At 64.6% G+C, this 20660-nt stretch carries 17 protein-coding genes; 5 read left to right on the top strand and 12 right to left on the bottom strand.

The features are described from left to right. Window positions 1-7: 7 nt before the first annotated feature. The 5 genes from gsiC to OYT13_RS06950 form a co-directional block, all read right to left on the bottom strand. Window positions 8-928, bottom strand: a complete 921-nt coding sequence (gene gsiC / locus OYT13_RS06970) for a glutathione ABC transporter permease GsiC (RefSeq protein ID WP_261938873.1) — start codon at window positions 926-928, stop codon at window positions 8-10. A 98-nt stretch (window positions 929-1026) separates the two neighbouring features. Beyond that, window positions 1027-2529, bottom strand: coding sequence for a glutathione ABC transporter substrate-binding protein GsiB (gene gsiB / locus OYT13_RS06965; RefSeq protein ID WP_442796483.1), 1503 nt, complete (start codon window positions 2527-2529; stop codon window positions 1027-1029). 180 nt (window positions 2530-2709) lie between these two features. After that, entirely contained in the window at window positions 2710-4596 is a 1887-nt protein-coding gene (locus tag OYT13_RS06960) for a dipeptide ABC transporter ATP-binding protein (RefSeq protein WP_268567517.1), read from the bottom strand. Between the two features lie 126 nt (window positions 4597-4722). Beyond that, on the bottom strand, window positions 4723-5679 hold the full coding sequence (locus OYT13_RS06955) for an isoaspartyl peptidase/L-asparaginase family protein (protein ID WP_150564125.1): 957 nt from the start codon (window positions 5677-5679) through the stop codon (window positions 4723-4725). Then, the gene (locus OYT13_RS06950; protein WP_268567516.1) at window positions 5676-6782 is read right to left on the bottom strand and encodes a MurR/RpiR family transcriptional regulator; all 1107 of its coding nucleotides are present in this window, start codon (window positions 6780-6782) and stop codon (window positions 5676-5678) included. Before OYT13_RS06950 ends, OYT13_RS06955 begins: the two co-directional genes overlap by 4 nt. Before the next feature lie 418 nt (window positions 6783-7200). Here OYT13_RS06950 and OYT13_RS06945 point away from each other — a divergent pair, with 418 nt between their 5' ends. Then, entirely contained in the window at window positions 7201-7422 is a 222-nt protein-coding gene (locus tag OYT13_RS06945; protein ID WP_150564123.1) for a hypothetical protein, read from the top strand. Window positions 7423-7611: 189 nt separating this feature from the next. On the opposite strand, the gene OYT13_RS06940 is transcribed toward OYT13_RS06945, so the two are convergent. From OYT13_RS06940 to OYT13_RS06930, 3 genes are all read right to left on the bottom strand, one after another. Then, window positions 7612-8169, bottom strand: coding sequence for a YggT family protein (locus OYT13_RS06940; RefSeq protein ID WP_017233659.1), 558 nt, complete (start codon window positions 8167-8169; stop codon window positions 7612-7614). 64 nt (window positions 8170-8233) lie between these two features. Beyond that, window positions 8234-9484 (bottom strand): enoyl-CoA hydratase/isomerase family protein, encoded by a 1251-nt coding sequence (locus tag OYT13_RS06935; protein WP_268567515.1) that lies wholly within the window; start codon window positions 9482-9484, stop codon window positions 8234-8236. A gap of 91 nt (window positions 9485-9575) precedes the next feature. After that, a complete protein-coding gene (locus tag OYT13_RS06930) occupies window positions 9576-10709 on the bottom strand; it encodes an acyl-CoA dehydrogenase family protein (RefSeq protein WP_017233657.1) in 1134 nt (377 codons plus the stop codon). A 441-nt stretch (window positions 10710-11150) separates the two neighbouring features. Between OYT13_RS06930 and OYT13_RS06925 the strand changes: the two genes are divergently transcribed. The 3 genes from OYT13_RS06925 to OYT13_RS06915 all read left to right on the top strand — a co-directional run bounded on the left by OYT13_RS06925 (window position 11151) and on the right by OYT13_RS06915 (window position 14769). After that, complete coding sequence (locus tag OYT13_RS06925) at window positions 11151-12812, top strand: AMP-binding protein (protein WP_268567514.1); 1662 nt, start codon at window positions 11151-11153, stop codon at window positions 12810-12812. A gap of 35 nt (window positions 12813-12847) precedes the next feature. Beyond that, window positions 12848-13615, top strand: a complete 768-nt coding sequence (locus OYT13_RS06920) for an SDR family NAD(P)-dependent oxidoreductase (RefSeq protein ID WP_017233655.1) — start codon at window positions 12848-12850, stop codon at window positions 13613-13615. Between the two features lie 143 nt (window positions 13616-13758). Beyond that, window positions 13759-14769 carry an AraC family transcriptional regulator gene (locus OYT13_RS06915; protein ID WP_017233654.1) on the top strand — a complete coding sequence of 337 codons (1011 nt, stop codon included), beginning with the start codon at window positions 13759-13761 and terminating at the stop codon, window positions 14767-14769. 15 nt (window positions 14770-14784) lie between these two features. Here OYT13_RS06915 and OYT13_RS06910 read toward each other — a convergent pair whose 3' ends face one another. Further along, on the bottom strand, window positions 14785-16164 hold the full coding sequence (locus OYT13_RS06910; protein WP_268567513.1) for an MFS transporter: 1380 nt from the start codon (window positions 16162-16164) through the stop codon (window positions 14785-14787). 235 nt (window positions 16165-16399) lie between these two features. Next, window positions 16400-17215: an IclR family transcriptional regulator gene (locus OYT13_RS06905; protein ID WP_268567512.1), complete on the bottom strand. Its 816-nt coding sequence runs from the start codon at window positions 17213-17215 to the stop codon at window positions 16400-16402. Between the two features lie 727 nt (window positions 17216-17942). Here OYT13_RS06905 and OYT13_RS06900 point away from each other — a divergent pair. Beyond that, complete coding sequence (locus tag OYT13_RS06900) at window positions 17943-18338, top strand: transposase (protein ID WP_017233651.1); 396 nt, start codon at window positions 17943-17945, stop codon at window positions 18336-18338. 166 nt (window positions 18339-18504) lie between these two features. On the opposite strand, the gene OYT13_RS06895 is transcribed toward OYT13_RS06900, so the two are convergent. Both OYT13_RS06895 and OYT13_RS06890 read right to left on the bottom strand, forming a co-directional pair. Next, window positions 18505-19608 carry an NAD(P)/FAD-dependent oxidoreductase gene (locus OYT13_RS06895; protein WP_261938882.1) on the bottom strand — a complete coding sequence of 368 codons (1104 nt, stop codon included), beginning with the start codon at window positions 19606-19608 and terminating at the stop codon, window positions 18505-18507. Between the two features lie 114 nt (window positions 19609-19722). Then, a complete protein-coding gene (locus OYT13_RS06890) occupies window positions 19723-20655 on the bottom strand; it encodes an electron transfer flavoprotein subunit alpha/FixB family protein (protein WP_130025209.1) in 933 nt (310 codons plus the stop codon). Window positions 20656-20660: the final 5 nt, after the last annotated feature.

Here is a 20660-nt window from a genome sequence, read left to right as displayed (position 1 = left end):
GCGTGCCTCACTTGTAGCGAATGGTCGGGTTGATGACGGCGTACAGCACGTCGACCACGAGGTTGATCAGAATGAACTCGAGCGAGAACAGCAGCACCAGCGCCTGGATCACGGGGTAGTCGCGCATCTCGACCGAATCGATCAGCAGACGCCCGAGCCCCGGCCAGTTGAAGACCACCTCGACGACAATCGAGCCGCCGAGCAGGAAACCGAACTGCAAGCCCATCATGGTGACGACGGGAATCATGGCGTTGCGCAGCGCGTGCTTGAAGACCACGCGCATTTCATTGAGCCCCTTCGCGCGCGCCGTGCGCACGAAGTCTTCGTGCAACACGTCGACGAACGCCGAGCGGGTGAAGCGCGCCATCACGGCGGCTACCGACGCCCCGAGGGTGATCGACGGCAGGATATAGCTCTTCCACGAATCGGCGCCCATCGTGGGCAGCCAGCCGAGCTGCACCGAAAAGACCTGCATCAGCAGCATCCCCAGCGCGAAGGCGGGGAACGAAATACCGGAGACGGCGAACGTCATGCCCAGCCGGTCGGGCCAGCGGTTGCGCCAGACCGCCGAGGCGACCCCGAGGCCCATGCCGATGATCACCGACCAGATCATGCTCACCAGCGTGAGCCACAGCGTCGGCATGAAGCGGCTGCCGATCTCTTCGGAGACCGGCTGCTTGCTGCGCATCGACAGCCCGAAGTCGCCGCGCACCGCGTGCGTGATGAAGTTCGTGAACTGCGTGAGCAACGGCTTGTCGAGGCCGAGATCCTGGCGCACCAGCGCCACGGTCGCCTCGTCCGCCTGCGGACCGGCGGCCAGGCGCGCCGGGTCGCCCGGCAACATGTGCACGAAGGCGAACACCAGCACAGCCACGATCAGCAGCGTGGGAATCAGGCCGAACAGGCGCTTGAGAGAGTAATTGAGCATCGCAGTCTTGCCGAACGTCTTGCCAAACCATGTCTTGCGGTAAACCGCGCCGCCAGCCAATGCCGGCGGCGCGGGCACGTCACACTTGCGCGCGGCGCTTACTTCATCGAGATATCGGTGAAGTTGAACGATCCGTCAGGCATCGTGTAGACGCCCGACAGGTTCTTGTTGCGCGCATACAGCAGCTTTTCCGTCACGAGGAACGCCCACGGCGCGTCGTTCCAGATCTTCTTCTGCGCGTCGGTATAGAGCTTGGCCTTCTCGGCGCGGTCGGTCGTGAGCAGCGCCTTGTTGAAGTCGGCATCCACCGCATCGTTCTTGTAGTACGCCGTGTTGAACAGCTTCGGCGGGAACGACTCGGAGGCCAGCAGCGGACGCAGCGCCCAATCGGCTTCGCCCGTCGACGACGACCAGCCCACGTAGTACATACGCACCGGTGCCTTGTCGGGATCCGGCGCCGACTCGACGAGGTCGACACGTTGACCGGCTTCGAGCGCGCGCACCTGCGCCTTGATGCCGACCTGCGCCAGTTGCTGCTGCACGAACTGGATCACCTTCTGCGCCGTCGTGAACGTGTAAGCCGACCAGAGGGTGGTCTCGAAGCCGTTCGGGTAACCGGCTTCCTTGAGCAGCTCTTTCGCCTTGGCCGGGTTGTACGGCCACGGGCCGGTCTTGGCGGCGTAATCCACCCCATTCGGCACCACGCCTTCAGCCGGCGTTGCGTAGCCCGAGAAGGCCACCTTCACCAGCGCTTCCTTGTTGATGGCGTAGTTGATCGCCTGACGCACGCGCACATCGTCGAACGGCTTCTGGCGGGTGTTGAAGCTGATATACCGCTGAATGATCGACGGGCCGGCGATCACATCGACCTTGCCGCTGGCCTTCAGGGTAGCGGCCTGCTCATACGGCAACGGGAAAGCGAACCCGGCTTCGCCGGTCTGCATCACGGCGGCGCGCGTGTTGTTGTCGACGACCGGCTTGAAGGTGATCGTGTCGACCTTCGGATAGCCCTTCTTCCAGTAGCCGTCGAACTTCTTCACCTTCACGTAATCGGTGCGGTTCCATTCGACGAACTCGAACGGGCCGGTGCCGACCGGGTGCGAGGCGATGTCCTTGCCGTACTTCTTGAGCGCCTCGGGGGAAATGATCACGGCCGACGGGTGCGCCAGCGTGTTGATGAACGGCGAGAACGGCTCCTTGAGCGTGAACTTCACCGTATGCGGATCGACCACTTCCGTCTTGGCGATTTCCTTGTACAGGTTATAGCGCTTGAGCTTGTTGTCCGGGTTCGTCACGCGGTCGAAGTTGGCCTTGACGGCGGCCGCATCGAAGGTCGTGCCGTCCTGGAACTTCACGCCCGACTTGAGCTTGATCGTGTAGACGAGGCCATCCGGCGACACCGTATAGCTGTCGGCCAGCACGTTGATGAGTTTCATGTCCTTGTCGAAGCCGAACATGCCCTCGTAGAACGACTTGGCAACGGCTTGCGACAGCGTATCGTTGGCGTCGTACGGGTCCATCGTCGTAAACGTCGACTGCACGGCCATCACGACATCCTTGGCGGCGAACGCCGGGGCTGCACTGAGCACCGCGGACGCCATGGCGACGGACGCGATCGCGGTTTTCCAGCGAGCGCCCAACAAAGCGTTTTTCGACATCTGTCTTTCTCCTTCTTGTCTGACGGGGTCGCCGCGAGCGCGTCTTGCGACTGCGTCCCTTGGCGGGCATTGTGGCTACAACGAGAACTGCAACTGGGGACTGCCTGAACTACTGAATCACCTTCAATAAGCGCCGGCCACGCGGTGACGCGCCACGAAGTGCCCCGCGCCGACTTCCACCAGCGGCTGCACCTGCGGTTCATCGCCGACCGCGCGGATCGGGCTGGGAATTTCTTCCGTCAACAACTCGCGCTTGGCGTGACGACGCGACGGATCGGCAATCGGCACCGCCGACATCAACTTCTTTGTGTACGGATGCTGCGGGTTTTCGAAGATGGCACGACGCGGCCCGATCTCCACGATCTGGCCGAGGAACATCACCGCCACCCGATGGCTGATGCGCTCGACAACCGCCATGTCATGCGAGATGAACAGGAACGCGATGCCGAACTCCTTCTGCAGATCGAGCATCAGGTTGATGATCTGCGCCTGCACGGACACGTCGAGCGCCGAGACGGATTCGTCGGCGATCACGACCTTCGGCTTGAGAGTCAGCGCCCGTGCAATCGCAATACGCTGGCGCTGCCCGCCCGAGAACTCGTGCGGATAGCGCTGGGCGTAATCGGCCGGCAGTCCAACCCGCTCGAGCAGTTCGGCCACGCGCCGCTCGGCCTCGGCACCGCTGGCCACGCCGTGCACGAGCAGCGGCTCCATGATCGAGAAGCCCACGGTGAGGCGCGGATCGAGCGACGCGAACGGATCCTGGAAAATGAACTGGATATCGCGGCGCAACCGCTGCAGCGCGCGCCCTGCGAGATCCTGAATCGGCTTGCCGCCGAATTCGATGGAACCGCCCTGGCTGGCGACCAGACGCAACAACGCGCGGCCGGTGGTCGACTTGCCGCATCCGGACTCGCCCACGAGACCCAGCGTCTCGCCGGGATACAGATCGAAACTCACGCGCTCGACGGCGTGCACGCGCCGCTTCACGCCGCCGAACAACCCCGACGGCACATCGAAGCGGGCGACCAGATCCTTCACGCGCAGGATCGGACCGGCGTCGGTCCTCACCGGCGGTTGCGGCGTTTCCGCCACGGGCTTGGCGTCGGCCGGCGCGTCGTAGCGCAGCAGTGGAAAACGCGCCGGCAGGTCGGTCCCCTGCATCGAGCCCAGACGCGGCACGGCCGAGAGCAGTGCCTGTGTGTAGCGCTCGCGCGGCGCCGCGAAAATGTCGCGCGACGGCCCCTCTTCCACCGCGTCGCCGCGATGCATGACGAGCACGCGGTCGGCCACTTCCGCCACCACGCCCATGTCGTGCGTGATGAATACGACCCCCATGTGCATCTCCTCTTGCAGCGCACGAATCAACTGCAGGATCTGCGCCTGAATCGTCACGTCCAGGGCGGTCGTGGGTTCGTCGGCAATCAGCAGGCCCGGCTTGCACGACAACGCCATCGCGATCATGACGCGCTGACGCATTCCGCCCGAGAGTTGATGCGGGAAGCGGTCGAGCACGCGGCGTGCTTCGGGAATGCGCACGAGTTCGAGCATGCGCAGGGCTTCGGCACGCGCGGCGGCGGTGTCCTTGCCCTGGTGCAGGCGAATCGATTCGGCAATCTGTTCACCCACCGGGAACACCGGGTTGAGCGAGGTCATCGGCTCCTGGAAGATCATCGCCATGTCCGCGCCGCGAATGCTGCGCATGGTGCTGCCGCTCGCGCGCGTGAGGTCGACGAGCGAGCCGTTGCGGCGGCGCATGACCATCGAGCCTTGGGCGATGCGTCCCCCCCCGGTCTCGACGAGGCGCATCGCGGCCAGCGACGTCACCGACTTGCCGGAGCCCGACTCGCCCACGATGGCGAGCGTCTCGCCACGGTCGACATGGAAAGACAGGTCGCGCACGGCCGTGACCATGCGCTCGGACGTCGCGAACTGCACGGTAAGGCCGCGCACGTCGAGCACGCGCTCGTCGGGCAACGAAATCGTAGGGGTTGTCTTGCGCTCTGCCACGCCTGTCCTCGCTAATCTTCGCTTGCTGGTCTGAATCTTGATTCGGCGTGATGCCGAGTGATACCCAGTGATGCCGGCGATACCGATGGCCAGACCGATGACGGCCAGGCCCCTCGCCTTGGAGCGTTACTCGTGAATGGACGTCACGGGCGTCTCGCCCACGCGGGCCACGCCTCGATACATCCCTTCGGTATTGAAGGGCAGTGCGACGTTGCCTTGCGCGTCGACGGCGATCAGGCCGCCACGACCCTGCACGCGCGGCAGCCGCTCATGAATCACGCGCTCGGCGGCATCGGCGAGCGACAGGCCCGCGTAGGCCATCAGCGCGCCCACTTCGTAACACGCCACCGTACGGATGAACGCCTCGCCGGTCCCCGTCGCCGAAACGGCCGCTGTCGCATCGTTCGCATAGCACCCGGCGCCGATGAGCGGCGTGTCGCCCACGCGGCCGACCGCCTTGTTCGTCATGCCCCCGGTGGACGTCGCGGCCGCCACGTGTCCCTGCATGTCGCATGCCACGGCCCCGACCGTGCCGAACTTGGTGTCGGGATCGATCGGCTCTTTCTTGAGCGGCATGTCGTGGTCGAGCGCAACCGCCGCATCGGCCAGCGCGCGTTGCCATTGGGCGTAGCGACCTTCGGTGAAAAAGTACCCCGACTCGACCAGTTCGGCGCCGTTGGCCGCCGCGAAGGCTTCCGCGCCCTCGCCCATGAGCAACACATGCGGGCTATGTTCGAGCACCGAGCGGGCGGCGAGAATCGGGTTGCGCACGCGATGCACGCAGGCAATGGCGCCCGCGTCGAGCGTGGCACCGTCCATGATGGCCGCGTCGAGTTCGTGTGTCCCCTCGTGGGTAAACACGGCGCCGCGTCCCGCGTTGAAGCGGGGACAATCTTCGAGGTGACGCACGGCTTCGGTGACGGCCTCCAGGGCCGATCCGCCCGCGGCGAGCACGGTTTGGCCCGCGCGCAAGGCGTCGGCCAATGCCTCGTGATAGGCCGCGATTTCCGCCGGCGAGGTGTCGCGACTGATGGTTCCGGCACCGCCATGAATGGCGATGACCGCGCGTTGGGCGTGACTCATGAGGCTTTGTCCTTTCTGTCCTGACGGCCCGGCGCAAGGCGGGGCATGGCCGGTGGGGCCGGGTTCGGTTGGCTTTGCATCGTGACGCCTGCCGCCGTGGTCGCGCTTGTCAACGCCTTCGCCGTGGCCGTGGTGGCCACCGTGCGTTGCGGCGTAACGATTTGACCCACGGCCGATCCTGCCGGCACGTTAGCCGGACGGCCTGCCATGGCCGCCGGGGCCAGCGAGGCGGAATCGAGCCACGGCAGCAGGAAATCGGTGAGTTCCGTCGCGCGATCGACGGCGTGTTTGGCGCGTTGGGCAACGGCGTCGCACAGGGCGTCGATCATCGCCAGCACGCTCGCTTCAGAGTTGCTGGACAGCCGCGGCTTGCTGCGCACGAAAATCACGATGTCGCCAAGCGGAGCCAACGGCGACGTCGGACTGTCAGTGAGCGCCAACAAGGGCACGCCGCGCCCGCGCAGGCGTCGGCAAAGCGTGATGGTGTCCGTCACATACCGCGGGAAGGCGAGCGCGATCACCAGATCGCCCTCGCGCAGTTTGAAGAGCTGGCGCGCAGCATGCGTCGATCCCCCGGCGCCGACCACCGCTTGCACATTCTCACAATATGGATCGAGACCGTGATGCAGCAGGCCGGCGAGATAACCGCTCGCGCCCAGCCCCAGCACGTAGATGCGCCGCGCCTGCAGAATCGCGTCCACGGCACGCTCGCAAGTGGCTGCGTCGAGCGTGCGACGCGTCCATTCGAGGTTCTCGGCGGCTTGCGCCAATGACGCCGCCATCACATCGGCACTGGCGCTCGCCTGCGCTTTGCTCGTGCGCAGGCTTTCGATGGGGGCCAGTGTCGCCTCGAACCCGCGCACCATCGCGGCCCGGCACTGCGGATAGCCGTCGAAGCCGAGCGCGCGGGCGAAGCGATTGACAGTGGCGAGCGACACGCCGACGGCGTCGGCAAATTCGTCGATACGCATGGTCGCCGCACGAAACGTGTTGTCGAGCACGAACGCCGCCATGCGCTGCTGCGCGGGCGTCAGATCGGGCATGGCGCGCACGATGCGCTCGGTGAGCGGCAAATCGGCGGGCAACGAATCGGCGTTAATCATGGACCAAGGCGTTCTATGGGTGACGAAGAAAGTATATTTTCATTGACCCCCCGTCAAAAGAAAAAAAATAGTTCAAATGAGGGCGAGGCGAGCGCGCGTCCCCTCGAGTTTCGCGGCAACCCCTGTCAAAACAAGGGGGAAGCCCGCCATCGAGACGCAAAAAGCGGTCATACTAGGGGAAACCCGAATGCACGAACTTGCCGGACGCTTTGCGATCCGACGTTAGGCGTACGGCGTCACCGCGCGGCGATTTGCGACCGACGTGAACCGTCAGGCCACCGCACCACAGCACTGTCGAAGGATCTTCTGGGGAGGTGGGGTCGGAGGCGAGTCGTAACGTGCGGTAAACATGGCGTAGCCGAGGGCTTACATTTGCCCGGTACGCTGACGAGAAGCCTTTGCCTCAAGGAGCATGACCATGCTGAGCCCGCATGAAATCGCCACGCTGTTGCTGGCGGCCGCATCCCTTGGCCCTATCGATGCCGATGCGCTCGAACCGCCGGACCTCGCGGCGCTCGAGCAAGCGCACCTGGTGCATGTCAATGTCGACGAGGGACAAGCCAAAGTGATCGTGACCGAGGATGGTCGCCGCGTCCTGCATCGGCTGGGGCTGGCGCGAGCGGGCGGAGAGCGCGTGTAAGCGGCGCGGCCAACGATGGCGCACGCGCATCACGCAGGGCAAGCGGGAGGGCGTGTCGTCAGCGGGCGGTCCGCACCGACCGCATCAGCGAGGACGGCAGCGGCAGCGGGGTCGATGGAGTCAACGGGATGGCCCGTCGGCTCAACCGCCCGTGAGTGTCGGCAGGCAGCGACGCTGCCCGCCAATGCATCAGAGCGTCGCGAAGAAAAGGCTTAAGCGCGCGAGCACGATCAGCAGGATCTGCATCAGCAGGAACAGTCCCAGCGGCGACAGATCGAAGCCGCCGACCATCGGAATGACGCGACGGATCGGGCGCAGCAGCGGGTCGAGCAAGTGCTGGAGAATCGGCATGGCGGCGGCACGCGGATTGACCCAGGACAGCACGGCCATCAGCAGCGTCATCCACATCACGAGGTTGGCGCCCCACTTGGCCACCAGCACCAACGCCACCAGCAAGCCGCGCGGAAACACCGCAACCGGCGAGACACCCACGACGGCGGTGATCAGCACCAGATAGACGATGCCGCACAGCCACGCGGCGATCAAGCTCGCCCAGTCGATGCCGCCCACGCCCGGCACGATACGCCGCAACGGCAACACCATCCAGTTGGTGAACTGGAACACCCCTTGTGAGAGCGGATTGCGCGGAGGCAATTGCGTCGCTTGCATCCACACGCGCAACAGCAACAACGCGCCGAATAGCGAGAAGACGAGGTCTAAGAGTAGACGGGCGATTTCGACAAGCATCTGGACTCCAACGGATGGTGCGGTCCCCCGCAAAGCGGGCATTGTCGCATGCGTTCGCCGAAGTTCAATGATCTCCCAACGCTTTCAGTGGATGCTCGCCTTGCGGCCACGGCGAGACGAAGAAGGCCTCGACCTGTGCCTGCGGGACTTCATCCAGGGTGGCGTAGCGCCATCGCGGCTGTTTGTCCTTGTCGATCAGCAGGGCGCGCACGCCCTCGACGAAATCACCGGACGCGAACGCGTGATATCCCAGCACCAGCTCCATGCGAAACGCGTCGGCCAGATCGAGCCGACGTCCCTTCGCCAATTGTCGGTCGGTCACGCACAGGCTCAGCGGCGAGCGCTGCTGCAACAACGCGAGCGTGTCGACGGCCCAGGGGGTCTGCGCGTCGCTGGCGAGCGACTCCACAATCCCCGGCACGTCGATCGCACTGAAATGCCGGTCGAGGGTGGCGCGCACGTGCGCCAACGGCGCGGCGTCGGTCCACGTGCGCCCCAGCGGGAGGATGATGGATCGAAGCCGTTCCAGCAGATCGGCGGACGCAGATACCGACGCATGGCGGTCTGCCCGACTTGCGTCGCCTGCACCGTGGGCCTCGCTCGCGTCGCACGCCGGTCCTGCCCGTCCTGCGCCACCCATCCCGTCCGCGCCGAGCTTCGCGTCACTTGCCGGAGCGCCCTCCGGCCAATCGAAATGCAAGAGTGCCGCACGTAATTGCTGCTGCGCGTCTCCTTCGAGCCAGACGTCGGCGAGCCCGCAATACAGAGCGTCGGCCGCAGTAATCGTTGCGCCGGTCAGACCGAGATAGCGCGCCAGCGTCGGTGCCAAATGCCCGAGGAACCAGCTGGCGCCCACGTCCGGAAACAGGCCGATGCCCGTCTCCGGCATCGCCAGTCGAGTGCGATCCGTCACGATACGCAGCGCCGCCCCTTGCGCGACGCCCATCCCGCCTCCCATCACAATCCCGTCGAGCAGCGCGATATATGGCTTCGGATACCGGTGTATCAGATAGTCGAGACGGTATTCGTCGATGAAGAACGCCTGGTGATCGCTCGCGTCGTTCACGCGGCTTTCATAAAGCGCTCGCACGTCGCCGCCTGCGCAGAACGCCTTTTCGCCCGCGCCTTCGATCAGCACGGCCCGTACCGCGGGGTCGTCGGCCCACGCATTGAGCTGGCGCCACATCGATCGCACCATGCCGTGCGTGATCGCGTTCAACGCTTTCGGCCGGTTCAGGGTGATAACGCCGAACCCATTGACCACGTTGAACAACACTTCGTCTTGCGCCTCGACGGCGCGCTCATGCTGAATCACTCCCCCTCCCCCTTAGCCATGCTGCGCCGATCGTCGCCGCCAGGCCCATGAACTCGTCGCCGTATCGCTTGCCACCTTTGCCGTTTCGCGATCAGTCCAGCGCGCGGGCGATGACCTGACGCTGAATCTCGCTGGTGCCTTCGTAGATCTGCGTGATGCGGGCATCGCGGTAGTGACGCTCCACCGGATAATCCTCGAGATAGCCGTAGCCGCCGTGAATCTGGATGGCGTCGGAGCACACCGACTCCGCCAGCTCCGACGCGAACAGCTTGGCCTGCGACGCCTCGGACAGGCACGGCAATCCCTGGGTGCGCAACGCCGCCGCGTGCAGGATCAGGAATCTTGCCGCGTTGATACGCGTCGTCATGTCCGCCAGCATGTTCGCGATACTCTGATGCTCACGGATCGGCTTGCCAAACTGCTGGCGCTCGCCGGAATACCGCAGCGCGGCTTCGAACGCCGCCCGCGCCACGCCGAGCGCGAGCGCGGCAATACCAATCCGCCCGCCCTCGAGATTGGACAACGCAATCTTCAGTCCCTGCCCCGGTTCGCCAAGGAGCGCATCGTCGCCCACCTCACAGTCGACGAGCGTGATCGGGCACGTATCCGACGCCCGGATACCCAGCTTGTGCTCGGGATGCCCCACTTCGAACCCCGGGGTCTGCGTCGGCACGATGAACGCCGAGATGCCACGCTTGCCGGCTGCGGGGTCCGTCACGGCGAACACGATAGCGATCGCCGCGCGCTTGCCGTTCGTCACGAACTGCTTGCTGCCGTTGAGCACCCACTTGTCGCCGCGGCGCTCGGCACGCGTTCGCAGATTATTGGCCTCCGACCCGGCCTGCGGTTCAGTCAGGCAGAACGCCCCGATTTTCCGACCGGCAGCCAGATCCGGCAACCAGCGCTCACGCTGCGCGTCGGTGCCGAATTTCAAAATCGGCCCGCAACCCACCGAGTTGTGAACGGACATCATCGTGGCGGTCGACGCACAACCGACGGCAATCTCCTCCATCGCCAGGGCATACGCCGTGTAATCCGTGTACGAGCCGCCGTACGTTTCGGGCACCATCATCCCCAGCAAACCCAGGTCGCCCATTTGCGCAACCATGGCGTTGGGCAACGCGCAGTCGCGGTCCCATTGTGCCGCATTCGGCGCAAGCTGCTCGCTGGCAAACGTGCGCGCCATGTCGCGAATCATGCGTTGGTCTTCGGTATAGAAATCCATGTTCTGTCTCCTGCACCCTGCCGTTATCCGAAGGGATCGCCAGCACCAGTGCCCTATCGATGGGATCAGTGTAGGGATCGCGCCGCATCGGCACCATAGCCAAAAGCAGCAAATTGCATGAGCGGAATTGCCATCGGAAACGGACGAAGCCACCCTCGGTAAAACCCTCGGTTCGGTCTGCGTCACCGAAGCGCCTTGCCCAGCGGGGAGCCCCGCCATCATTCAAGTCCCCACTGACGGAGTGGATAAATCCCTCACATACTCTGACCCGTTTGGGCATTGCCTCTCGCCGACGCCACGCATTAGGATGAATTTTGCCAATGCCGAGTGAGCGCCGCGTCCCAGATCAAGACGGCGCCACGGCGGTCCGCGATGCGTGCCCGAGCCTTTCCATCATAGGCGCGCGGTTGCGGACCGGTATCCGACTATAGGAGACGACCCATGACTGCCGACTACGCCGACACCTACCGCGCGTTCGACCTCGACGCGACCGTGCGCGCCACGCTTGCCGGCCAACTCGACGCGATGAACGCGTGCGTCGAGTGCTGCGACCGCCATGCGCTTCCCGGGCGCATCGCCCTGTTCTGGGAAGGGAAAGACGGCACGAGCCAGACGTGGACGTTTCGCCAATTGCAAACGCTCGCCGCGCGCTTTGCCAATTTCCTTCGCGAACAGGGCGTGCAGCCCGGCGACCGCGTGAGCGGGCTGTTGCCGCGCACCCCCGAACTGCTCGTGACGATTCTTGGCACCTGGCGCGCGGGCGCGGTGTATCAACCGCTCTTCACGGCGTTCGGCCCGAAGGCCATCGAACACCGGTTGCACAGCGCCCAGAGCAAGCTCGTGGTGACCGACGGTGCCAATCGGGCCAAGCTCGATGAAGTGGCCCACTGCCCGCCCGTCGCCACGGTCAGCGGGCCGCGCGGGCAAGGGGTGCGCCGGGGCGACTTCAGCTTCTGGCATGAAGTCGAGCAACACGCCCCCGACTTCGCGCCGGTGCCGCGCAGCGGCGACGATCCGTTTCTGATGATGTTCACCTCGGGCACGACCGGCACCGCAAAGCCGGTCATGGTGCCATTGCGCGCGATCCTGGCGTTCGTCGGCTACATGCGCGACGCCGTCGATCTGCGACCGACCGATACGTTCTGGAACATTGCCGATCCGGGTTGGGCCTATGGCCTGTACTACGCCGTGACAGGCCCGCTCGCGATGGGCATTCCCACCACCTTCTACGACGGCCCCTTCAACGTCGAAAGTACGTACCGAATCATCCAGAAACTGGGTATCACGAATCTGGCCGGCTCACCGACCGCCTTTCGCCTGCTGATCGCGGGCGGCGACAAGGCGGCCGCGCCCGTGAAAGGACAGCTGCGCGCCGTGTCCAGTGCGGGCGAGCCACTCAACCCCGAAGTCATCCGCTGGTTTGCCGAGCACCTCGGCGTAACCATTCATGACCACTATGGGCAGACTGAACTCGGCATGGTCGTCTGTAATCACCATGCGCTGGCCCATCCCGTGCGAGCCGGGACTGCCGGCTTCGCGTCGCCGGGACATCGTGTGGTCGTGCTGGGTGACGACGGACACGAGTGCGCGGTCGGGCAGCCGGGCGTGCTCGCCCTCGATCGACGGCAATCGCCGCTGATGTGGTTCAACGGTTACTGGGAGCGGGACACGCCTGCGTTCGTGGGCGAGTACTATCTCTCCGGTGACACTGTCGAGCGCAACGAGGACGGCAGCATCAGCTTCGTCGGACGCAACGACGACGTCATCACGTCGGCCGGGTACCGCATCGGGCCGTTCGATGTCGAGAGTGCGCTGATCGAGCATCCCGCGGTGGTTGAAACGGCTGTGGTCGGCAAGCCGGATCCGGAGCGCACCGAAGTGGTCAAGGCGTTCGTCGTGCTGCATCCGCAGTTCGCGCCGACGGACGCGCTTGCGCAGGAATTGCAAGCGCATGTCCGCCACCGGCTGTCCACGCACGCCTATCCGCGTGAAATCGAATTCGTCGCCGAACTGCCCAAAACACCGAGCGGCAAGCTTCAGCGCTTCATCTTGCGCAACCAGGAAATCGCCAAGGCCGCGCAGACTTCTGCCGGCGCGGTCTGAACCTCAACGCGCTTTTCTTTCAGGAATCGCAGCCCATGCAAATCAAGGATCGTGTCTTTCTCGTCACCGGCGCATCGTCGGGTCTCGGTGCAGCCACCGCCCGCATGTTCGTCGACGCGGGCGCCAAGGTCGTGCTCGGTGACATCAATGCCGATGCCGGCGCCCGACAGGCCGAGGCATTGGGCGACGCCGCGCGTTTCGTCGCGACCGACATTACCCGCGAAGACGACGTTCAGCGCCTGGTCGACACGGCCCAAAGCGCGTTCGGCCGTCTGAACGGCGTGGTCAACTGCGCTGGGCTCGTCATGGGCGAACGCATTCTGGGCAAGCAAGGTCCGCACCGACTCGACAGCTTTGCCCGCATCGTCAACGTGAATTTGATCGGCACGTTCAACGTGCTGCGCATCGCGGCAACGGCCATGGCCGCGGGCGATGCCGACGCCGAGGGAGAACGTGGCGTGGTCGTCAACACGGCGTCGGTCGCCGCGTTCGACGGACAGATCGGGCAAGCCGCGTATGCGGCCTCGAAGGGCGGCGTTGCCGCCCTGACGCTGCCGGCCGCGCGCGAGCTGGCGCGCGTTGGTGTGCGCGTGGTGACGATTGCGCCGGGCATCTTCGAAACGCCGATGATGGCCGGCATGACACCGGAGGTGCAGGCCGCACTGGGCGCTTCGGTGCCGTTTCCACCTCGCCTCGGCCGTCCGTCGGAATATGCCGCGCTAGTGCGCCACATCGTCGAGAACGTCATGCTCAACGGCGAGGTGATTCGTCTCGATGGCGCGCTGCGCATGGCACCGAAATAAGTCGTCGCCAGTATCGCTGTCATACGCTGCACGCGAATTCGGAAAGCGCCGATCCTGTTTTCAGACGGCATCGGAGGCGTCATCAGGGGCCGCACTGCTAGAATCGTTGCGTCCCCTTGCTACGATGTTCCGTTTCGCGACGCATGGAAAAAGGCAGCATTTCGATTCATTTCGTGATTAACGCGTTGGCGCATGTCGAGCGGCTCGGCGGCGATCCAGCGGCATTGCTGCATGCCGCGGATATCGCGCCATCGCTGCTCGCGCACCCGCAAGCCCGCGTTTCCGCGGATCGCTATGCGCAGTTGTGGCGGCTGATCAGTGTCGCGCTCGACGACGAATTCTTCGGCCAGGATTCGCGCCGCATGAAAGTCGGCAGCTTTGCGATGCTGTGTCACACCGTCGTCGCGTGCCGCACCCTCGAGCAGGCGCTGCAACGCGCAACGCGTTTCATGGGGCTCTTGCTCGACGACCTGCAGATGCATCTGGTGCGGGACGGCGCGCTGGCCCGACTCGAAGTCCGTGAGCGCGCAGACGAACGGTCGCCACGCATCTTCGGGCACGAAACACTGCTGATTCTCTTCTATGCGCTGACGTGCTGGCTGATCGCACGTCGAGTGCCGTTGAGCACAGCCTATTTTTCATTTTCCGAGCCGGCATACAGCGACGAGTATCGGACGATGTACTCGCCGCGTCTGGTGTTCCACGCGACACATACGGCCATCGAGTTCGATGCGGCCTGCCTCGACTTGCCGGTGGTGCAGAACGACGAGTCCGTGAAGGAATTCCTGCGCGCGGCGCCGGGCAACATCATCCTCAAATACAAGAACACGAAGGGCATGGTCGCGCGCGTGCGGCGGCGTTTGAAGACGATGCCGACCGATCGCTGGCCGGCCTTCGAAGCGCTGGCGGGCGAGTTCCACACCACACCGTCGACGTTGCGTCGGCGACTGGAGGACGAGGGGCAGTCGTATCAGTCGATCAAAGACCAACTGCGGCGCGATTTCGCGATTCATGCGCTGTGCCACACGTCCAAGCCGATGCTGGAGATTGCCCTGTCGCTGGGCTTTGCCGATCCGAGCGCGTTCTTTCGTGCGTTCCGAAAATGGACCGGGGCGCGTCCCGGCGACTATCGCCGCCAAGCCGTGGCCGCGTGACGCCGATCTGGCCGTTCAAACCGCGCGCGCATCCGCGTTGACGCCATCGCCCTCGCCCCGCTCACCCCGCTCACCGGGCGCGTCGTCATCGAGCTCGATGCGCTTGACCTCGCCCAGCAGCAACAGGTAGCACAACACGCCGGCGATCGCGAAGAGACTGATAAGCCCGAGCGCCCAGCCGAACGAGCCGGTCGCCTTGACGATGAACCCGATCGCAATCGGCGTGACGATGCCCGACAGGTTACCGGCGAAGTTCACCGCCCCGCCCGTGATGCCCACCATGCCCTTCGGCGCGATGTCGGCCACCAGCGACCACGAGGCCGAGGCCACACCTTGCGCGAAGAACGCGAACGACATGATGGCGATCACGAGGCCGTTGGCGTCGGTCAGCACGCTAAGCGACATGGTCGGCACCAGCAACAAGCCGGTCACGATGGGCGTCTTGCGCGCCGTCCCCACGGCCACGCCGCGACGCAGTAGCCAGTCCGAGAGCAGACCGCCGCAAACCACGCCGATGGACGCCGCGACGAAAGGCACGGACGCCATGCCGCCCGCCTTGAGCACCGTCATGTGGCGCTCGGTGATCAGGTACGTCGGGAACCACGTCAGGAAGAAGTACAGCGACGAGAGCGACGCGAACTTGCCCACGCAGATCGCGATGATCTGACGATTCCGGAACAGCGCGAGCAACTTGCGCCATGGGAAAGCGTTCACGGCGGACCGATCGGTTGACGCCGCCTCGACAAGCGCCCCACCGCGACGAATGTGCGCCAGCTCGGCGGCGTTCACCCAGGCGCATTGATCCGGGTCGCGATAGCCGACGAACCACACGCCCGCCCACACAATGCCCAGGAGACCGGTCGCGTAGAAGATCTCTCGCCAGCCCCACGTGTGGGCGATCCAGAACAGCACGGGCGTGAGGGCCGCCATGCCGATGTACTGGCCCACCAGATAGACACTGGTGGCCACCCCACGCTCACGTTGCGCAAACCAGATCGAGACCACGCGGTTGTTGACCGGGAACGTCGGCGCTTCGGCGATACCCACGCCCAGACGCATGGCAAACAACGCAGCAAATCGCGAGGCGAAGCCTTGCATGAATGTCAGCATCGACCAACCGAGAATGGCGACGCCGTAAATCGCACGCGTACCGAACCGGTCGATGACCCAGCCGCCCGGAATGTTCGCGATGACGTAGGTCCACGCGTACGCCGAGAAGATAAAGCCCAGCGCGACGGGGTCCAGGCCGAACTCCTGCTTGAGCATCGGGGCGGCCACGGAGAGATTGGCGCGATCGACATAGTTGATGACCGTGCCGACGAAGACCAGGAAGAGCATCCAGAAACGCACGCGCGACGGGCGCTGAGCCGCAGACGGACGCAGGGAAACTGACATGATGAGTCTCGTAATAAGCCGCGGGACAGCGGCACCTTGTTCGCCTCATATTAACCAAATATGGAACGATGGTTATTAGGCGAAACAATTATGACGAAGTGGTTTCAGCGAGACAAGCGCAATCTGGAGAGGCGCGTGATCAAGGCGTGCTGATACAGACCCACTGATGCGGGTGCACCGTCGACGACACGCCGAAGGCATGGCGCGTGGGCTGACGCGCGCGAGCTGGCGCGCTTTACTTCGTCGCCGCCGACGTTGCGCCTGCGCGATCCGAGCGGTAGTTGAGCTTGTGCGAGAGTTCGTCCGCGGCGGACACGACCTTCTCGACGATGCCGCTCTCGAGCAGGTCCGCTTCTACGCGCGACTGAGGAATCGTCATACTGATCACGGCGACGATCTTTCCGAGATGATTGCGCACGGGCGCCGCGATCGTCGAGATGTTCTGCTCGAAGAATGCCTGGCTCATGCTGTACCCGCGGGCGATGTCGTCCTGGACCACACGGTACAGCGCTTCCACGGTCGTTGGCGTGTGGGCCGTATAGCCTTCGAGCTTGGCTTCCGGGTAAAGCTGCTTGAGCGCCGGCAGCGAGTAGTCGCCGAGCAGAATGTGTCCGACGACCGTCGCATGGGCGGGCAAGCGAGTGCCCACGCGAACCGTGCCGAACACCAGTTCACGGCTCGCCGCTTTGGCGACAAACACCGCGTCGCGCTGATCGAGAATCAGAATATGGCTGGAGAAACCCGTGGCATCGCGCAGCTTCTCGATGACCGGCGTTCCAAGATCGGTCAGTTCGAGCGAATTCAGATACTCGAATCCCAGGCGAAGCACTGCCACGCCCAACCGGTAATGACGGTCGTCCCCGGCCTTCTCGATGAACCCCTCGGCTTCGAGTGTCTGCAACAGGCGGAACACCGTCGAGCGTGGGATGCCGAGTCGTCGCGCCAAGTCGGCGCCAGCCAGCACGGGCTCGCGCGCCGAGAACGTCATCAGAACGCGCAGTCCGCGCTCGAGGCCCGGGACGGAGTATTTGTTATCGCTGTCGTTGCTCATGCCGTTTGCGCACGCTGGCGCCGACCGGTGTGCAGGCGTGCCGCGCAACCGATAGACGATATTCATCGAAGGCGCACATTATAGGCCACAGGCCCGCCGTCGGGCCATGACGAAACGCCACGCGGCGACCAGGCCACTTTCTCACCTCCCGAGACTCGGTTGCACCGCGTACGCGCGGAGTTGCGCCCTACCTCGCGTCACCATGCCCTATCGGGGCGCAAGTGAGCACCCATCTTGGGCGACTCGCCGGCAACACGGCCAATGCACCGCAATGGGGGTAATTCCGAAGCGCGTCGACGCGCGCTTTTTGTCATCATGGCGGTTGCAAGCTTGACAAGCTGGCGCATGTGGAGCGAGACACTCTGGCCGGGGCCGAGAATAATAAACGATCCGGACTGGCCAAAAGGCACGTATTCCTTTTCTCCTGACGCTTTTGCGATTGCCTATCCCAATAGCCACCCAGGAGCTGCGCCCACCTGCCAAGTGGGCGTTTTTTTGCTGGTCAAACGCTCCCTTCGCTGTGTGGTTCGCCCCGCCCGCGGCGTTCTTCATAAGAGAACCCGATGATCTGGCATGCTTGTTGCTTGTATTTCCAGCATCGGGGAACGACGCCGCCTTGGCCGAGGTTTCACGAATAAGCACTTACCGGATTGCATCGGTACCTGCCGGATCGTGAAGCTCGGACTCGCCCCCTGCGGCGCCTCCGTTTGTTTTGGGTCGAGGTGTTATGTTTACTGAACTGAGCGACGTTGAATGGCACGCCCTGCGTGATCTGATTTGTGACCGTCCGGTCCGTACGGAGCGGCGTGGCCGCCCTCAAGTCGAACAGCGCACGCTGACTAATGCTGTCTTGTGGGTGCTGTTCACGGGCGAAAGCTGGTCCAAGCTGCCCATGCAGTACCCCTCCGTGCCGACTTGCCGCCGCAAACTCAACGAGTGGCGCGAATCAGGCATGCTCGATACGATCCTGAAGCGCCTGCAACAATCGGGCCGCGACATCAGCACCTGCGCGGGTCAGATCAGCAAGCCGACCCGCAGCACGCCCTGCGGCGACACCGATCGCCTGCGCGGGGTGTTCTGGACCAACCCGGCCTCGTGGAAGCCGCCGGTTGCCGTTCGCTGATCGGCAAACCCACCACGACCACCTTCACACCGATTCTTGTCCGACAGGCATGCCGCGCAACGCCCGCGGCACCGTTGGAACCGCACGACGGGGTTAGCCAGATAGCGGCCTAATGCGCGCGAGGTGACCACCGGTCACCTCGCGCGTTTTCACATCGAAACGCACGTCAAAGCGCCGCGCGCACCGCTTCGGCAATCGCGAGTGACGCCGTCAGTCCAGGGGACTCGATACCGAACAGGTTGACGAGTCCCGCGACACCATGCACCGCCGGCCCATCGATGCGGAAGTCTGCCGCCGGCTCGCCGGGTGCGCTGATCTTCGGTCGAATGCCGGCATAGCCGGGCTGCAACGCGCCGTCTGCCAATGCCGGCCAATAGCGCCGCACTGCCGCGTAGAAGCCATCGCCATCGGCGGCATTGACGGTGTAGTCGATCTCGTCGACCCAGGCCACATTCGGCCCGAAACGCGCTTGCCCCGCGAGATCGAGCGTCAGGTGTACGCCCAGCCCGCCCGGCTCCGGCACGGGATAGATGAGGTGCGAGAACGGCGCGCGCTGCGCACAGGTGAAGTAACTTCCCTTCGCGTAATAGCGCGGCGGAATGTATTCGGGGGCAAGGCCGACGAACGTACGCGCGACATCCACGGCATGAAGACCTGCGCTGTTGATGACGATGCTGGCGCATAGCGTCGACGTGACACCTGCCGTGTCGACATCCAGCTCAATGCCGTCGGCGTGGCCCACCCGGGCACCGACGACGCGCGCGTCGAACGCGAGCATGGCCCCCGCGCTCTGCGCATCGCCCTGCAAGGCGAGCATCAGACCGTGGCTGTCAACGATGCCCGTTGACGGCGACAGTAACGCGCCAAAGGTTTGGAGTGCCGGCTCGCGCCGGGCGACTTCGCCTGCAGTGAGCCATTGCAGGTCGTCGACACCGCTGGCGCGCGCGTTGGCGGCAATGGCCTCGAGCTCGCCCACCTGACGATCGCTGGTCGCGACGATCAACTTGCCGCAACGCCGATGCGCCACGCCATGCGAGGCGCAAAACGCATACAGGCGATGCTTGCCTTCGACGCACAACGTCGCCTTGAGCGAGCCGGGTGGGTAGTAAATGCCGCCGTGAATGACTTCGCTGTTCCGCGAGCTGGTGCCGGTGCCGATCGCGCGCTCAGATTCCAGGATGATCACTTCCCGGCCGGCCATGGCCATCGCCCGCGCGACGGCCAACCCGACGATGCCCGCGCCGATCACCACGCAATCGACTTTATCCATCGCTGTTCCTTCGTGACTTTCCGATTCGCATGAAGACGCCACACCGTCGCAGGCCAGCCTCCTCATGCGGATCGGCTGCGGGAGACGATCCCGCAGCCTCACCTCCGAACTCGCTTACAGCGCGCCCGTCAGCTCCGGCACCACCGTGAACAGATCGCCCACCAGACCGTAATCCGCCACCGAGAAGATCGGCGCTTCCGGATCCTTGTTGATGGCCACGATCACCTTCGAATCCTTCATCCCCGCCAAGTGCTGGATCGCCCCCGAAATGCCCACCGCCACATACAACTGCGGTGCCACGATCTTGCCCGTCTGACCGACCTGATAGTCGTTGGGCACGTAACCGGCATCGACCGCCGCGCGCGAGGCGCCCAGTGCCGCGCCCAGCTTGTCCGCCAGCGGCTCGAGCACTTTCGTGTAGTTCTCCCCGCTGCCCAGACCCCGGCCGCCCGAGACGATGATCTTCGCGCTCGTGAGTTCCGGACGGTCCAGCTTCGTCACCTCACGACCCACGAACTGCGACACGCCCGCGTCCGGCGTCGCCGCCACGGTTTCCACCGCAGCACTGCCACCGCTTGCCGCGACCGGATCGAACCCCGTCGAGCGCACCGTGATCACCTTCACCTTGTCCGCGCTTTGCACCGTCGCAATCGCGTTGCCCGCGTAGATCGGACGCTCGAACGTGTCGGCACTGTCGACCTTCGTGATGTCCGAAATCTGCGCAACGTCCAGCAGTGCCGCCACGCGCGGTGCGATGTTCTTGCCATACGCCGTGGCCGGCGCCAGGATGTGCGAATACGCCCCTGCGATCGACACCACCTCGTCGGCGATGTTCTCGGCCAGGCCGTCACCGAAGTACGGCGCGTCGGCCAGCAGCACCTTCTTCACACCGGCGATCTGCGCGGCCGCGTCAGCCGCCGCCTTCGCGTTGTTGCCCGCGACCAGCACGTGCACGTCGTCGCCGCATTGCAGCGCGGCGGCCACCGTGTTCAGGGTCGCAGCCTTGATCGATTGATTGTCGTGTTCGGCAATTACAAGAATGCTCATCTCGT

The organism is Pandoraea sp. XJJ-1, assembly GCF_026802345.1.
GTDB classification, from domain to species: Bacteria; Pseudomonadota; Gammaproteobacteria; order Burkholderiales; family Burkholderiaceae; genus Pandoraea; species Pandoraea cepalis.
The sequence above is the reverse complement of the archived record's forward strand: the minus strand, read 5'-3'. Positions and strand labels throughout refer to the sequence as shown.

Bases quoted from the DNA above. Each gene is read 5' to 3' on its own strand.
- gsiC (WP_261938873.1), bottom strand. From the start codon at position 928: ATGCTCAATTACTCTCTCAAGCGCCTGTTCGGCCTGATTCCCACGCTG.
- gsiB (WP_442796483.1), bottom strand. From the start codon at position 2,529: ATGGCGTCCGCGGTGCTCAGTGCAGCCCCGGCGTTCGCCGCCAAGGAT.
- OYT13_RS06955 (WP_150564125.1), bottom strand. From the start codon at position 5,679: ATGAGTCACGCCCAACGCGCGGTCATCGCCATTCATGGCGGTGCCGGA.
- OYT13_RS06950 (WP_268567516.1), bottom strand. From the start codon at position 6,782: ATGATTAACGCCGATTCGTTGCCCGCCGATTTGCCGCTCACCGAGCGC.
- OYT13_RS06945 (WP_150564123.1), top strand. From the start codon at position 7,201: ATGCTGAGCCCGCATGAAATCGCCACGCTGTTGCTGGCGGCCGCATCC.
- OYT13_RS06940 (WP_017233659.1), bottom strand. From the start codon at position 8,169: ATGCTTGTCGAAATCGCCCGTCTACTCTTAGACCTCGTCTTCTCGCTA.
- OYT13_RS06930 (WP_017233657.1), bottom strand. From the start codon at position 10,709: ATGGATTTCTATACCGAAGACCAACGCATGATTCGCGACATGGCGCGC.
- OYT13_RS06925 (WP_268567514.1), top strand. From the start codon at position 11,151: ATGACTGCCGACTACGCCGACACCTACCGCGCGTTCGACCTCGACGCG.
- OYT13_RS06920 (WP_017233655.1), top strand. From the start codon at position 12,848: ATGCAAATCAAGGATCGTGTCTTTCTCGTCACCGGCGCATCGTCGGGT.
- OYT13_RS06915 (WP_017233654.1), top strand. From the start codon at position 13,759: ATGGAAAAAGGCAGCATTTCGATTCATTTCGTGATTAACGCGTTGGCG.
- OYT13_RS06910 (WP_268567513.1), bottom strand. From the start codon at position 16,164: ATGTCAGTTTCCCTGCGTCCGTCTGCGGCTCAGCGCCCGTCGCGCGTG.
- OYT13_RS06905 (WP_268567512.1), bottom strand. From the start codon at position 17,215: ATGAGCAACGACAGCGATAACAAATACTCCGTCCCGGGCCTCGAGCGC.
- OYT13_RS06900 (WP_017233651.1), top strand. From the start codon at position 17,943: ATGTTTACTGAACTGAGCGACGTTGAATGGCACGCCCTGCGTGATCTG.
- OYT13_RS06895 (WP_261938882.1), bottom strand. From the start codon at position 19,608: ATGGATAAAGTCGATTGCGTGGTGATCGGCGCGGGCATCGTCGGGTTG.
- OYT13_RS06890 (WP_130025209.1), bottom strand. From the start codon at position 20,655: ATGAGCATTCTTGTAATTGCCGAACACGACAATCAATCGATCAAGGCT.